The organism is Croceibacterium selenioxidans, assembly GCF_018599195.1.
Taxonomy (GTDB): domain Bacteria; phylum Pseudomonadota; class Alphaproteobacteria; order Sphingomonadales; family Sphingomonadaceae; genus Croceibacterium_A; species Croceibacterium_A selenioxidans.
The window spans coordinates 1,001,563-1,015,474 of record NZ_JAHFVK010000001.1; the positions used below are offsets into that span (position 1 = coordinate 1,001,563).

Sequence of the window (13,912 nt, forward strand, 5' to 3'; positions counted from 1 at the left end):
AAACCTCAATCGAGGGGCTCATCTGAACTCAGTACCCCTCGTTCAAGCTGGTCATCCTCCATGGACTTGAACAGCGCGCTGATGTTGCCTTCGCCGAAGCCTTCATCACCCTTGCGCTGGATGAATTCAAAGAACACAGGGCCGATCATCAGACGGCTGAAGATCTGCATCAAGAGTTTCGGGTTGCCGCCCTCCGTCGTTCCATCGACCAGGATGCCGCGCTTCCGAAGATCATCGACCGGTTCGCCGTGGCCAGGCAGGCGTCCGTCGAGCTGGCGATAGTAGGCCTCTGGAGGGGGAGGGGCAAACCCCATGCCGCGCAACGAAAGGTTGTCGAGCGAGGCATAGAGGTCGTCACTGGCCAGGGCGATATGCTGGATACCTTCGCCATTGTAGGCGCGAAGATACTCGGCAATTTGCCCTTTGCCGCCGGCACCCCCTTCTTCGTTGAGGGGAATCCGAATCCTGCCGTCGGGCGCCATCATTACCTTGGTATTGAGCCCGGAATATTCCCCGGTCACGTCGAACTGTCGGAACTCGCGGAAGCCGAAAATGCGAGAGTAGAAATCCTCCCAGTGGGCTGCCCTGCCACCATAGACGTTGTGAGTAAGATGATCGATGGTGTGGAAGCCGGCGCCTACAGGATAACGCTCGACGCCATCCAGATAGATGAAATCGATGTCGTAGATATTGAGGTCATCCTCGTAGCGGTCGATGAGGTAGATCAACGATCGCCCTATGCCTCGGATGGCGGGGATATTGAGTTCCATCGCTCCGGTTTTGACTTCGGCCGGTTCGGCCCCGCGTTCGATCGCCAGGCTAAAGGCTCGACCCGCGTCTCGCACTCGGAAACCCATTCCACATGCGGAGGGGCCATGTTCTGCGGCAAAGTAGGCGGCGGGACTGCGCGGCTCATAGTTCGCGATCAGGTTGATGTGCCCCTGGCGCCAGAGCTGTACGTCTTTGCTGCGGTGCCGGGCGACCTGGCTAAAGCCCATGCGTTCGAACGCGGGCTCTAACACGCCTTTCTGCGGAGCCGAAAACTCGAGGAATTCGAACCCGTCGAGTCCCAGCGGATTATCGAAAAGATCTGACATGGTTACGGTTGTAACCGCTTCGGTGGTCACAAGCAATCATGGGCGATAGCGGGGGCATCTGCGGATAACTCGAGGAATAAGACGAAAGCGCTTGAAATGCGGAGGGGACTGTGATTCTCTCAAATCATGAATCCGGTGGTAACCAAGCGCGAAGTTGTCAGGGAAAAGATTGCCCGGTTCGGTGCGTTGGGTGTTCTGCTTCTGCTCGGGGGACTGACGTTCGTTGGCCCTTATGGCGTTCTGGCCTGGGGTGAAAATCTCGCTCTGCTGCAGCAAAGACAAGAACGAATCTCAAAGCTGAAGGCCGAGAAGGACGAGCTTGAGAACCTGGTGGATCGGCTAGATCCCAACCACGTCGACCCGGATCTGGCGACCGAATTGCTGCGCAAGAATCTGAATGTTGCGCATCCTGACGAATATGTCATCGAACTCGACAAGGCGCAGCAGGCGCACTGAGGCGCCTGGTCCTCGGCAACCGCAAAAATAGCGACAATCGGGGCGTTGCCAGCGACGCGATCTATTGCCTATAGGCGAGGCTCATCCTGCGTCATCGTGGCGCCATCAGGGGAAGAGGCCTTGGCACGAGCCGCCAGTTCAAGTTCCGGCAAGACCAAGCGGGCGCCGGCAAAGAAACCCGCTGCACAAGCCACTGCAAGTGCCGGAAAGTCGGGCGATAATTTTGCCCTGCACAGCCTTCAGGAGGCGTTTCAGCAGGATCCGCGCTTTGACGCGACTGCAGAGGAGTTGCTGACGTTCTATGAGCGGATGCTTCTGATCCGCCGCTTCGAGGAAAAGGCAGGCCAGCTCTATGGTCTCGGCCTGATCGGCGGCTTCTGCCACCTCTATATCGGTCAGGAAGCGGTGGCCGTTGGCCTGCAGGATGCGCTGCAAGGCGGCAAGGACAGCGTCATCACCGGCTATCGCGATCATGGACACATGCTCGCTTACGGCATCGATCCCAAGATCATCATGGCCGAACTGACCGGTCGCCAGGCTGGCATCAGCCACGGCAAGGGTGGTTCGATGCACATGTTCTCGACCGAGCACGCGTTCTACGGCGGGCACGGCATCGTGGGCGCCCAGGTGCCGCTTGGTGCCGGGCTGGCCTTTGCGCACAAGTATCGCGGTGATGGCGGGGTCTGCATGGCCTATTTTGGTGACGGTGCGGCCAACCAGGGGCAGGTCTATGAGACCTTCAACATGGCGAGCTTGTGGAAGCTGCCGATCGTCTTCGTCATCGAAAACAACCAGTACGCCATGGGCACCTCGGTCAAGCGCAGCTCTGCCGAAACCGAGTTCTATCGTCGTGGCACGGCGTTTCGCATTCCGGGCATGAAAGTGAACGGCATGGATGTGCTCGAGGTTCGCAAGGCCGCTGAAATCGCCGTTGCTCATGTACGCGACGGAAACGGGCCGGTGCTGATGGAACTCAACACTTATCGTTACCGCGGCCACTCGATGTCGGATCCGGCCAAGTACCGCACTCGCGAAGAAGTGCAGGGCGTGCGCGATCACAGCGATCCGATCGAGGGCGCCAAGGCTGAATTGATCAAGTTGGGCGTTGACGAAGACAAGCTGAAGGACCTCGACAAGCGAATCCGCGCTCAAGTTGCCGAAGCAGCCGATTTCGCGGAAAGCTCTCCCGAACCCGCTCCGAGCGAGCTTTATACCGACGTCCTGGTGGAGACGTACTGACCATGGCGATCGAGTTGAAAATGCCGGCCCTCTCACCGACCATGGAGGAGGGCACGCTATCCAAATGGCTGGTCAAGGAAGGCGATACGGTTTCCGCCGGTGACGTGCTTGCCGAGATCGAAACTGACAAGGCGACGATGGAATTCGAGTCAATTGACGAAGGAACCGTCGGAAAGATCCTCATCCCCGAAGGCACTGAAAACGTTGCTGTAGGGACCGTGATCGCGGTCTTGGCGGGAGAGGGGGAGGATGCGGCTGTCGCGACTTCAGCTCCCAGCGCCCCCGTGCCACAGGCAGACGCGCCTGTAGCTCCGGCGGCCGTGGACCGGCCAGTTGCCAAGTCTCAACCCGCTGCCGATCCGGACATTCCGCCGGGCACCAACATCATCAAGCTGACTGTTCGCGAAGCGTTGCGCGATGCCATGGCGGAAGAAATGCGCCTGGACGATCGGGTGTTCGTGATGGGCGAAGAAGTCGCTGAGTATCAGGGGGCCTACAAGGTCACTCAGGGACTGTTGGAGGAGTTCGGTCCTCAACGGGTGATCGATACTCCGATCACCGAGTATGGCTTTGCCGGCATCGGTACGGGTGCCGCGATGGGGGGTCTGCGACCGGTGGTCGAATTCATGACCTTCAACTTCGCCATGCAGGCGATCGACCACATCATCAACTCCGCCGCCAAGACCAATTACATGTCCGGCGGTCAGATGCGTTGTCCGATCGTGTTCCGCGGACCCAACGGTGCGGCGAGCCGCGTGGCCGCCCAGCACAGCCAGAACTTTGCTCCTTGGTACGCGAGCGTGCCAGGGCTGATCGTAATCGCTCCGTATGACTCCTCCGATGCCAAGGGCTTGATGAAAGCGGCAATCCGATGTGAGGATCCGGTCGTTTTCCTCGAGAACGAGCTTGTTTACGGGCGGAGTTTCGAGGTCGCTCAGCTTGACGATCACGTCCTGCCGATTGGCAAGGCTCGCGTGGTTCGCGAAGGAAGTGACGTGACGATCGTTTCCTACTCGATTGCCGTTGGCCTGGCCCTCGAGGCAGCAGACGCTTTGGCTGCCGAGGGCATCGACGCCGAGGTGATCGACTTGCGCACCTTGCGCCCGCTCGACAAGGAAACGGTGTTGGCGAGCCTCGCCAAGACCAATCGCCTGGTTGTCGCTGAAGAAGGCTGGCCCGGCTGCTCGATCGCTTCAGAGATCATCGCGATCTGCATGGAAGAAGGCTTCGACGACCTCGATGCCCCGGTCCTGCGCGTCTGCAACGAGGACGTGCCGCTACCTTACGCGGCGAACCTCGAAGCGATGGCGTTGATCAACGCAGACAAGATCGCTGCGGCGGTGCGGTCGATCGTTGGACGGTAGGCTACCGAGTTTCGCGCTCAGAGAGCGTGAGACATAGCGGCCAAATGGTGGCTGGTTTGTAGACTGCACGGCCTCTCCCGGTTGGAGAGAGGCCGTGTCGGGCTCAGAACGTTGAGTCCAACTTGTCACACGTTGAAGCACTGGCTTCTGGCTCGGTGTTATAGATTTGAGTCAAATCGCGATCGTCGCGAACGTAAAAAGCGGCCTCGCGGCGGATGCGGATTTTCCCCAGCACCCATTCGCCAAAAATCGGATGGTAGTCGTAGCTGACTTCGGCGAACATGACGGCTGATTTGGCTTCGGCCTGAACGCGTGTGCTGCCTGTCCCCATTCCCTGAAATCCGCCCGTCCCGGTCTCCGGCTGCGTGGCTCCTTCAACCCCGTACTTCGAGGCGACGTTTAGCTTACCCTTGCAACGTTGCCACGCAATCGTTTGGAGGCCGGCATCGGTTTGTTGCAGGCTCGATACGATAATTCGTCCGTGTTCCAGGATTTCCAGGCTGTTGCCAGCTTGGATGCGGGCGCCGAGAAGCGCGTCGTTGATATCGACCTCCCGCAACTGAGGGAGGCTGAGCGGAACCGATTGCTTGGCGCGCGATAGGTTGTCCGCAACGGTCATCGCGATCTGGCTAACTCGCATATTGGCAATTGCTAGGCCCGCGACTTCGACTCCGGTAAATCCCAACGCCATAAGGAGAGGCAGAGAGAACGCGAACTCGATAAGGGCCACGCCGCTTCGATCGCCTTTCAGGCGAGATAGAAGCGCGGGCAATCGGTATCGTGCCGTTCCTACTTTGGCGGACATATCTGGACTCCCACCCTGGCCGCCTGAGCGGAAAATGGTTGATTGCGAAGATATGTCGATGCCTCGATCGTGTGTTCCTGCTTTTCACCGAGCAGCGCCCACAGCGGGAAGATGCGCACGTAGGTCACCTGGGCACTGATCGAGAGGACATCCTGAGCACCGCCGCGACCGGCAAGCCCGACGTCGGTGTCATAAGTTTGGTTGTTGTTCCGATCGACGTAGCACTCGTCGGTGTCCCACTTCTTGTTTTTGTTAGTATCTGTGAAGTCTTCGGGCAGCTCAATGTCATTATAGTTTGCGTAATAGTTCGGATTGAACGTGAAGGTGATGTCAGTTGAGGCGTCTCCCACCGGAATTACGGACTCGACCTGGTCGTTCACGCGTTGCTTGATCTTGTCCCATTCGGTGTTTTCAAGCGACGCAGTACGCGCCCCTTCTTCCACAGCGCCCTGCAGAACGGCCTTTGCGTAGACAAGGAACCCAAGGTCAAAGATCGCCATGAGCAGCATCAGGAAAATCGGGGCGACGATAGCGAATTCCACGATCGTCGAGCCGGATTCATCTGACCGGAGGCGCAAGTGTCTCGCGCGGTATAGCCTTGACTGGCGCTCGCTCATTGGACGAGCCTCAGATCGGCGATCTGCTTCGCGATGTCGGTGAAAGCCTTTTCAAGATCTTCCTTTTTGTCCGCCTGAAGGGCACGGCCGGTATCGGCGCAGGCGGAGAGGTTGCCTTCGACGGAAGTTCCGAAGGCGATGGCCCAGATGTTGACCTTCGATCGCATCGCGTCACACAGGGCCTGGAAACGGAGGGCGTGCAGCTCTGCAGGCTGTTTGCCGGTGGTACCCGTGATGCGCTTGGCCATGTCCTCTACGCTGTAGGCGGTGTACGAATTCCCGCGCGAGACCGGCACACCATCAGTCAGGAAGATGATATATCTGTCGATCTGACCACCGTTCGGCCCGGTAAGATTCCGGCTGGCGAACATCCCTTGCGGCGAGATCATGCGCAGGCCCCAGACCATGCCGACATCGAGGTAGGTATAACCTCCCGGTTGGAGGGAATCGATGTAGGTCCCGAACTCGGTTTCGGTCATCGGGTTGAGATTGCGCATCTTTGCCGTCGGGCAAGAATAATCCAGGTTGCTCCGGGTAGCGCTGATATTGGTGTTAGTCACAGCCGCACTACTGCTTCTGTAATAGGTCAGGTCCAGCAGCGAAGGCCGCCACCGCAGCTCGTTCGAGGTACCGCCCGAAATGAAATCCAGATCGAGTGCTCCCGACGGTATTGGCGCGAAACTGGTCGCCGGGACCGTGTTGCGCTCTTCGAGACAGCCGTCCCACTTTGAACTTGCCGCGGTGGTGAGCCCGGTTTGATAAGGAAGCTGAGCTAGCTCCACCAAGTCGAGCTTGCCATCGTTGCCGGTGGCTGCGTACTCTTCCTCGGTGAGCGTATATTCCGGATCGACGATCGCGGTATTGTAATTGATCGAATTGCCATTCTTGAAGTTGGCAACCGAATAGGTGGTTGGCTCGTAGCTCCAATGACGGAACTGATAGCCTTTTTGTTTGATATATTTCTTCTGTATGACCCTTCGGGTACACTTCTTGCTGCCATTTGACCATGTCGGCGAAACACGTTCGAAGGTTGTTTTTGTATACGAGGTTCCTGTGGTCGGCGCACTGGTTTGGAGAGTCTCCGTGCCTGCGTCAGACCCCTTCTGGTAAAGGACCGATGAGCCGCCCGATAACAGCGTGACAGAGCCAAAGTTCGAATTCTTGGCATAGTTGGTGCAGTTGCTGTTGCTGATGTCGGTCCCGCCATTCGTCACAGCCTTGAACGGCTTCTTTGAATCGGCCGAGCCGCTGTCATAGGTCTGTTCGAAGATCGTGACCGAAGCGGTGCGATCCGGAACCCACTGGACTACGTTGGTAAAGACAGCGACGCGCGATTGAACGACCATCGAGTCGTTAAGGTAGCTCAGCGGCAGTTGTCCCTTGGTCTGATCGGGCGTGCTGCTGAACAGATCCGCGCCGTTGACCGCTTGGTCATAGGGTACGAAGCCGTAGCGGATCTGCGAGGTCGTATTTCCCGCCATTTCCTTCTTAAGGGTGGCATAGAACGTCTTGGCGGCCGCCTTCAACGAGTCGATCTTTCGTTCGTCGCCGCTTCCACACTTGCCTTCCGGACAGTCGTTCATTGAACCAGTCACGTCGAGCACCATCACGATGTCGATGTTAGGAACCTGGATGTCCGCACTGCAGGTCACCGATAGGTTTGCCGGGCCGGCGCCGAACATTCCCATGACGGCCATGGGTATGGAGGTGGTGGCGGTTCCGCTCACCTTACCCTTGGCATCGGCGCTAGTAAGGAAGGTCGTCCCGGTGGCGGCGTAGTCGGCTTCCTGGAAGTTGAAGTTGAACATTGACCGGGCGCGGCCTTTAGCTGCGTCGGTGTAGGTTGTCGTCGACATGGCCTTGCGACCGGCGAGCACAGCGGAGTCGCATGCCGCCTGCACGCGGCTCTTGGTGAGGTATATCCGGCTGATGTCGACGGCGCCGCCTATTACAGCAAGCATGGGAAGCGTGGCCGCAGCGGTCAGGGCCATGACGTTGCCCGTTTCGCTGCGCAGCAGCCGGCGAAGCACGCCACTGCTGCTGTTTGCGCACGAATTCCGTGATGCGTATTGCTTGGCATCAAGCATGGAATTGACCCCGAATAACTCGACCCAATTCCAGCCATTACAATTTTACGGTGACCGGACCCTCAAGGAGAAGGGTTAATGAGGAGTTACCATCAGGGCGGACTCCGCACCGCGTTATCGCGATAGCGGATGTCCGATCGCGGTCAAATCATTTTGCCAACGATATCAGATAGTCGCCGCCGAACTTACGTCCGCCTGCCGAAGCCCGAAGAGCCCGGCAAGGCCATAAGTCATGTCTGTTCCAGCTTCGCTCAGGAGCAATTCGAGACTTCGTTTTTACCGGAGTTGTCAACCCGACTAAGGTCGCGGCTATCCCTGATGTTGAAGGCGGCGTAGTCTGTGATCTTCCCAAGGGGGAGGCCGATGAAAGGCACCAACGGCTCGTACTCGTAGGCGATTTCCACCACCATCACAGCGGTGCCGGGCGCGGCCGTGACCTGATCTCCCGCCGGCCCCATGCCGGAGATACCCACATTGCCTTCGTCCCCGTAGGACGATGGGTGGGCCAAACTTCCAAAGCAGCGCTGCCAAGAAATCATCTGCTGGTCGTCCTCATTGCGCTGCAAACTGGAGAGGATGATCCGGCCATTGCCCTCGAGGTCGAGTTGCCCGGCCTCTAGATCCGCGCCGATAAACACGTCGTTGATCTCGGCTTCGCTGATCGGCCTGTTGCTGAGTATGCTTTGGGTGCCGATGCGCGAGGCATTGTCGGCCACCAAGGCAGCAATCTCGCCAATCCGCTTGGTTGCGATCACATAGTTCGCGAGTTCGAGACCCGAGCTCATCAAGACCAGGAGAATGGGCAGGGTTACGGCGAACTCGACAAAAGCGAGGCCTCGCTGGTCAAGCCGGAGCCCGCGGACGAGTTCCGCAGGGACGAGTTTGGTACGCAACGTCATCGCTCCGGTCCTCATGGGCAGTGGCCGAGAACTGGCTGGACCTGACTGGCGAAAGGCTGGTTGCGCAAGATCGTCTTCGCAGTGACCGTCGCCTCCGGTTCCCAGCCCAGCAGGCCGGCGAGTGGGAATAGCCGGTTGTAAGAGAGGGATGCGGAGTAAATCACGGCATCATGGGCGCCGCCGATGCCAGTCTCGCCCGAATCCGTATCCCGCCGGCCGTTGCCGTTCGCGTCATCGAACGCTTCGTTGTCGTCACACACCCCGTTTTCGTTTGCGTCCGTGAAAGCCTCGGCCACGGCTTGGGCGCGGCCGTAGGACTTGTAGGCCATCCGAGTGAAAGTCAGGTTGCCGTGAGGGACCAGTCGTTGGACCTGCTCGGTAACGTCGGCATCCAGCGCCGCGACACTCTCATTGGTCGCGGTCTCGAGGGTCGAAGATCGGCCCGCAGCGCTGACTTCGCCCGCCAGGACCGAGCGCGCGTAGAGATAATATCCTGTGTCGAACAGAAACATCAGCAGGCCCGCGAACACGGGGAGGATGAACGCAAATTCGACGACCGTCGCCCCCTGGATGTCGGATGACAGCCGGCGGGCGAACCGGATCATGCCGTCCACCATCAGCCCGTGATCCTCAGCTGGGCAATCTGCGAAGCGATGTCGGAGAAAGCACTATTCAGTTGTTCCGCGTCACTAGCCTTATAGGCTCGATGTTCCGAAGCGCAGTTGGCGAGCATTGGCGAGAGGGTGACTTCGTCGCCGAAGGCGATCACCCATACGGTGATGTTCATTTTGCTTTTCGCCAGCGTGCAGAGTTCTGCAAGGCGGTCTTCGGTAAGCTTGTCCCGCTCAGCCTTCTCCGGAATTTCAGTGACCGCTGTACGCCGTCGGTCCATGGCCGACAGGCCCCACGCATCGTAGGCGCCGATCCGCGTGTCGGTTTCCCCGTCGGTCATGAAAATGAGATGCCGGGAAATGCTGCCGTTTTCTTCGGCTCTCCTGTGTTCTGCCGCGAACAGTCCCGTCGGCGACATAAGGCGCAGGCCCCACAGGAAGCCGATATCGTGATAGGTGAACCCCCTGGGTTGCAGCTTCCTTAGATAGTCTTGCAGTTGGCCGGCATCCATCTCGGCAAATTTGCGAGCCGGCGCCGGACAGGCTCCGTAATCCCATGGCCAGTCCAAGGGGGTGTAGAAGTTGAAAGCCCTCCGCGGATATTCTTTCCCTTCATACCAGATCTCCTTGGTCCGGGTGGCTTCCGAACTGCCCAGGAGCCATGTGTCGGTATCAGTCGGTCCAATAGCCTGACGGGAATAGACCAGGCCGGGCAGATAAGGTTTCCATTGTGTCGCGGGATTGTTGCGATCGGGGACGAGGTCGACATCCATGTCATAACGCGGCACATTGGAGCCTTCGTTCGTGCGGCGGGTGGCACGCTCCTCGATGCAGGCATTATGCTCTTCCCAGATGATCTCGCGGTCAACGTGCTCGTCGAAGTGATGGTTTAGGAAGCCGCTCGGGTCCTTCCCCTTCCGGAGGTCGATATTCGGTTCGATGAAGCGTCCTCCAATCACATTGCCGTCTTCATCCGTGCGTTTGAGGGGAGCCATTGAAAAAGTGCGTGGCCCGTAGATCCAGTGAAGCGTCTTTTCATCGTAATCAGGGTTATGGATCCCGGGCAGTCCCGTTTTCGTGTGGGTGTAGACCTCAACGTAATTATCGAACCTGGTCAGCGTGATCAGACATTCGCCGTTCTTACCCGTCTCCGTGGTATATCTGTCGCCATGCCGGGTGCGGGTAGACGTCTGAACGCGGGGCGTCGCGGGGGCCGCGGGTACCCACGGGGACCACACCGTGTTGTCTTGCAGCGTGCCTGGGGGCGCCACGCACCGTTCTGGCTCGCCTTTGGTCGCAGGAAAGATTTCAAAGCTGCCGGTTGTCTCGGTTTTATCGGTGTTGACGAGGATGCCCGGTTGCACATGCGGCGTATCTGCTTCCCGAGAATTGTAGGTCGCCTGGTCGGCGATCCAGTCAGCCTTTAGGAGGGTACCGACGTTGACCGTGTTCGAATAGGGCACGAAACCGTAGCGGATCGTGCTTCCGGACGCCTTCGCGCTTTCAAGCGTGGCATGGAATGTCGTCACTGCGTTTCGCATGGCATCGATGCGAGTTTGAGAATCGCCGGAATTCTGGCCGGCCATCGACCGCGTCGTGTCGAGCACCAGCATGATATCCGTGTTGGGCAGATGGAGGTCGGCAGTGCACGTCGCGGACACGTCCCAATTCGGTTGATTGAAGAACTTCATGACCGTCATCGGCACCGAGACTTCAGCCGAGCCAGTGACGGCGCCGGTGCTCGACGCCTCAAAACCCACGCTCAAATCGCCAGAGCCGTACTTACCTTCGGGAAAGTTGCTGCTGAAGAACTGTTCCGCCTGCAGCCTGCTATCGTTCGTCCAGGTCAGACCCGTCATCGACTTCCGCCCCGCCAGCACCCCCGCGTCGCAGGCCTGCTGCAGGCGCGCCTTGGTCAGGTATATGCGGCTTATGTCCACCGCACCGCCGATCATGCCAATCAGCGGGATGAGCGAAACGGCCGCGATCGCCATGACGTTGCCGCTCTCGCTCAAGCGGAGGCGACGCAGCAGGCCGCGGTTGCCATTCACGTCGGGCTTCTGCAGTTGACGCGGATCGGTATCGGGCATGGAATGGTCCCTGGATCGAAGGCTGGTTATCGGCCCCCGCACCGGTGCGGTTAACGAAGTTTCGAAGGGGGAGCTTGCAGTGGTCATTAGTCTATCGATGGTCAGGCTTTGCCCCCGCCAGCGCCCGGTTTTCGGTTGCGGGAAGGCGGCGTGATGGCCGAGGAAATGGCTTTGCTTGACGATCTACTAGAACCAGAACGGCTCGCGTTTCACTACGTAGATGGCCGTAGTCGCAAGCAGTGGTTAACCATATTGGCGCTCGATCGGCGCATGGCCACGATCCTGCGTTCACGTCGCGAGCCGATAATGGCGCAGGTTCGCCTGGCCTGGTGGCGGGAGACACTGGCGCGCGACCCGTTGCATTGGCCGCAGGGTGAGCCGCTGCTGGAGGCCTTGCGCGAATGGCGCGATCCCTCGGGGCTTGCCGAGCTGGCCTCGGGATGGGAGGCGCTGCTCTCGGACGAGCTGTCTTCCGGAGTCATCGCCGAGTTTATCTCGGGGCGCGGGGCAGCGTTCACCTGCCTTGCTCGGGAGTTGGGGGTGGACGTGACCGAGCACGCACGCGCGGCTGCCGAAATCTGGGCGCTGGGGGACCTTGCAGCCCATGTCTCGGACAGCGCGGAGCGCGACCGGGTGGTGGGCTATCGCACAGACCTGAGCGTCCCCCGCCTGCCGCGTTCGCTTCGACCGCTCGCCATTCTGGCCGGCCTGGGTGCGGCAGCGCTGCGGAAGGGCGGGGCGCCGCTGCTGAGCGGGAGGGCGAGTGCGCTTCTGGTCTTGCGGATCGGACTAATCGGGCGCTAGTTAAGTCCCTGAATTCAAAGGGGACCTTGTGAATCGTTTCGTGCTCGGTGCGTTCGGCGCGCTTGTGTTTGTCGGCATCGGACTGTTCTGGCTACAGGGCCGGGCGGAAGTGGAAGAGGCCGCGCCGCCACCGTCAGTAACCGAGGCGGTCCCGACGGGCCTGCCCAGCGCCGACATCGCCGGATTGCAGGGCCCGGCACCTCCCGAAGCGAGCGAACTCAACCAGGAGCAGCGGCGTTTCTTCCGCTACGACCGCAATCGGGACCTCAGGATATCCCGCGAGGAAATGCTCTCGACCCGCACCAAGGCTTTTCGCGACCTCGATGTCGATGGAAACAACCTGCTGACCTTCGAGGAATGGGCGGTGGCCACCGTGACCCGCTTCGAAAGCGCGGATGCGGACGGCGATCGATCGCTTACCCAGCAGGAGTTCGCGGCGACGGCACCCAAACCGGCGAGCACGCCACGCTGCAATTGTTGACGCCTCGAACCGTCAGGCCGGGACCATTTCGTTCGTCGCCAGCCAGTCGCCGAAGTCAGCCTTGGCGCGTTCGGTGTAGGCTTCCTTGCGCTGCTTCTTCTTCACGTCATGCAGCGGCGGGAAGAGGCCGAAGTTCACGTTCATGGGCTGGTAGCTTTCTGCCTCCGCATCTCCGGTGATGTGCGCGAGCAGGGCGCCCATCGCGCTGGTACGGGGAGGGGAGGCCCACTCGCGACCGGACACTTCGGCCGCCGTCATCAGGCCGGTGAGCAGACCGACCGCCGAACTTTCGACGTAGCCCTCGCAGCCGGTGATTTGGCCAGCGAAACGAATGTGCGGAGCGCTCTTCAGGCGCAACTGGCGGTCGAGCAAGGTCGGGGAGTTGAGGAAGGTGTTGCGGTGCAGACCCCCCAGGCGGGCGAACTCGGCATTCTCGAGGCCCGGGATCGTGCGGAACAGTCGCACCTGCTCGGCGTGGCGGAGCTTGGTCTGGAAACCGACCATGTTCCACAGCGTGCCAAGCTTGTTGTCCTGCCTCAGCTGCACCACGGCATAGGGCCAGCGTCCCGTGCGCGGGTCGTCGAGACCGACCGGTTTCATCGGTCCATAGCGCAACGTGTCGACGCCGCGCTCGGCCATGACCTCGATCGGCATGCAGCCTTCGAAGTAAGGCGTGTTTTCCTCCCACTCCTTGAAGGTGGTCTTCTCGCCGTCGAGCAGACCCTGGTGGAAGGCGAGGTACTGGTCCTTGTCCATCGGGCAGTTGATGTAGTCCTTGCCGTCGCCCTTGTTCCATCGCGACTGCATCCAGCACACCGACATGTCGATGCTCTCGTGATGCACGATTGGCGCGATGGCATCGAAGAAGGCGAGACTGTCGCTGCCAGTGGCCCGGCCGATGCTCTCGGCGAGCGAAGCGGCCGTGAGGGGGCCGGTGGAGACAATGGTGAGGCCGCTTTCAGGAAGGGTGTCGACCTTTTCGCGCACGATCTCGATGTTGGGCTGGTTTTCGAGAGCCTTCTGCACTTCGGCCGAGAACACGTCGCGGTCGACCGCCATTGCCGACCCCGCGGGCACGCGAGCCACTTCGCCGGCGCGCATGACGAGAGAGTCCAGCCGGCGCATCTCGTGATGAAGCAGGCCGACTGCGTTGCGCTCGTCGTCGTCGGAGCGAAAGCTGTTCGAGCAGACCAGCTCGGCCAGCCCCTCGGTCTGGTGAGCCGGCGTCGACCCGCCGCCTCCGCGCATTTCCGAGAGCCTAACTTTCACGCCGCGACGGGCGAGTTGCCACGCGGCTTCGCTGCCGGCGAGGCCGCCGCCGATGATATGGACCTGGTACGTCATGCAACGGGCGCTTGCTCC

General features: G+C 60.0%; 13 protein-coding genes. 5 read left to right on the plus strand and 8 right to left on the minus strand.

The genetic code is table 11. From position 1 onward, the window contains the following. Positions 1-5 precede the first annotated feature (5 nt). Positions 6-1,097, minus strand: coding sequence for a 4-hydroxyphenylpyruvate dioxygenase (gene hppD / locus KK137_RS04885; RefSeq protein WP_214534983.1), 1,092 nt, complete (start codon positions 1,095-1,097; stop codon positions 6-8). A gap of 126 nt (positions 1,098-1,223) precedes the next feature. Between hppD and KK137_RS04890 the strand changes: the two genes are divergently transcribed. From KK137_RS04890 to KK137_RS04900, 3 genes are all read left to right on the plus strand, one after another. After that, positions 1,224-1,553 carry an FtsB family cell division protein gene (locus tag KK137_RS04890; protein ID WP_214534984.1) on the plus strand — a complete coding sequence of 110 codons (330 nt, stop codon included), beginning with the start codon at positions 1,224-1,226 and terminating at the stop codon, positions 1,551-1,553. A 120-nt stretch (positions 1,554-1,673) separates the two neighbouring features. Next, complete coding sequence (gene pdhA, locus KK137_RS04895; RefSeq protein ID WP_214535985.1) at positions 1,674-2,792, plus strand: pyruvate dehydrogenase (acetyl-transferring) E1 component subunit alpha; 1,119 nt, start codon at positions 1,674-1,676, stop codon at positions 2,790-2,792. Positions 2,793-2,794: 2 nt separating this feature from the next. After that, positions 2,795-4,156, plus strand: coding sequence for a pyruvate dehydrogenase complex E1 component subunit beta (locus tag KK137_RS04900; RefSeq protein WP_214534986.1), 1,362 nt, complete (start codon positions 2,795-2,797; stop codon positions 4,154-4,156). A 103-nt stretch (positions 4,157-4,259) separates the two neighbouring features. Here the strand turns inward: KK137_RS04900 and KK137_RS04905 are convergent, their stop codons facing one another. The 6 genes from KK137_RS04905 to KK137_RS04930 form a co-directional block, all read right to left on the minus strand. Continuing rightward, positions 4,260-4,961, minus strand: coding sequence for a TadE/TadG family type IV pilus assembly protein (locus KK137_RS04905; protein ID WP_214534987.1), 702 nt, complete (start codon positions 4,959-4,961; stop codon positions 4,260-4,262). Continuing rightward, the gene (locus tag KK137_RS04910) at positions 4,946-5,503 is read right to left on the minus strand and encodes a TadE/TadG family type IV pilus assembly protein (RefSeq protein ID WP_214534989.1); all 558 of its coding nucleotides are present in this window, start codon (positions 5,501-5,503) and stop codon (positions 4,946-4,948) included. Before KK137_RS04910 ends, KK137_RS04905 begins: the two co-directional genes overlap by 16 nt. Positions 5,504-5,574: 71 nt before the next feature. Further along, positions 5,575-7,665, minus strand: a complete 2,091-nt coding sequence (locus tag KK137_RS04915; RefSeq protein ID WP_214534992.1) for a pilus assembly protein — start codon at positions 7,663-7,665, stop codon at positions 5,575-5,577. A 251-nt stretch (positions 7,666-7,916) separates the two neighbouring features. Beyond that, positions 7,917-8,564 (minus strand): TadE/TadG family type IV pilus assembly protein, encoded by a 648-nt coding sequence (locus KK137_RS04920; protein ID WP_250893583.1) that lies wholly within the window; start codon positions 8,562-8,564, stop codon positions 7,917-7,919. 11 nt (positions 8,565-8,575) lie between these two features. Further along, positions 8,576-9,169 carry a TadE/TadG family type IV pilus assembly protein gene (locus tag KK137_RS04925; RefSeq protein WP_250893584.1) on the minus strand — a complete coding sequence of 198 codons (594 nt, stop codon included), beginning with the start codon at positions 9,167-9,169 and terminating at the stop codon, positions 8,576-8,578. 11 nt (positions 9,170-9,180) lie between these two features. Then, positions 9,181-11,265, minus strand: a complete 2,085-nt coding sequence (locus KK137_RS04930; RefSeq protein WP_214534995.1) for a TadE/TadG family type IV pilus assembly protein — start codon at positions 11,263-11,265, stop codon at positions 9,181-9,183. A 153-nt stretch (positions 11,266-11,418) separates the two neighbouring features. On the opposite strand from KK137_RS04930, the gene KK137_RS04935 reads away from it, so the two are divergent. Further along, positions 11,419-12,069, plus strand: coding sequence for a hypothetical protein (locus KK137_RS04935; RefSeq protein ID WP_214534996.1), 651 nt, complete (start codon positions 11,419-11,421; stop codon positions 12,067-12,069). Between the two features lie 28 nt (positions 12,070-12,097). Continuing rightward, positions 12,098-12,550, plus strand: coding sequence for an EF-hand domain-containing protein (locus KK137_RS04940; protein WP_214534997.1), 453 nt, complete (start codon positions 12,098-12,100; stop codon positions 12,548-12,550). A 12-nt stretch (positions 12,551-12,562) separates the two neighbouring features. Here KK137_RS04940 and trmFO read toward each other — a convergent pair whose 3' ends face one another. Next, positions 12,563-13,894, minus strand: coding sequence for a methylenetetrahydrofolate--tRNA-(uracil(54)-C(5))-methyltransferase (FADH(2)-oxidizing) TrmFO (trmFO, locus tag KK137_RS04945; protein WP_214534998.1), 1,332 nt, complete (start codon positions 13,892-13,894; stop codon positions 12,563-12,565). Between the last annotated feature and the right edge of the window lie 18 nt (positions 13,895-13,912).

Coding starts and splice junctions, on each gene's coding strand:
- KK137_RS04935 (WP_214534996.1), top strand. CDS start 11,419: ATGGCCGAGGAAATGGCTTTGCTTGACGATCTACTAGAACCAGAACGG.
- KK137_RS04905 (WP_214534987.1), bottom strand. CDS start 4,961: ATGTCCGCCAAAGTAGGAACGGCACGATACCGATTGCCCGCGCTTCTA.
- hppD (WP_214534983.1), bottom strand. CDS start 1,097: ATGTCAGATCTTTTCGATAATCCGCTGGGACTCGACGGGTTCGAATTC.
- KK137_RS04925 (WP_250893584.1), bottom strand. CDS start 9,169: ATGATCCGGTTCGCCCGCCGGCTGTCATCCGACATCCAGGGGGCGACG.
- trmFO (WP_214534998.1), bottom strand. CDS start 13,894: ATGACGTACCAGGTCCATATCATCGGCGGCGGCCTCGCCGGCAGCGAA.
- KK137_RS04890 (WP_214534984.1), top strand. CDS start 1,224: ATGAATCCGGTGGTAACCAAGCGCGAAGTTGTCAGGGAAAAGATTGCC.
- KK137_RS04900 (WP_214534986.1), top strand. CDS start 2,795: ATGGCGATCGAGTTGAAAATGCCGGCCCTCTCACCGACCATGGAGGAG.
- KK137_RS04915 (WP_214534992.1), bottom strand. CDS start 7,665: ATGCTTGATGCCAAGCAATACGCATCACGGAATTCGTGCGCAAACAGC.
- KK137_RS04930 (WP_214534995.1), bottom strand. CDS start 11,265: ATGCCCGATACCGATCCGCGTCAACTGCAGAAGCCCGACGTGAATGGC.
- KK137_RS04920 (WP_250893583.1), bottom strand. CDS start 8,564: ATGACGTTGCGTACCAAACTCGTCCCTGCGGAACTCGTCCGCGGGCTC.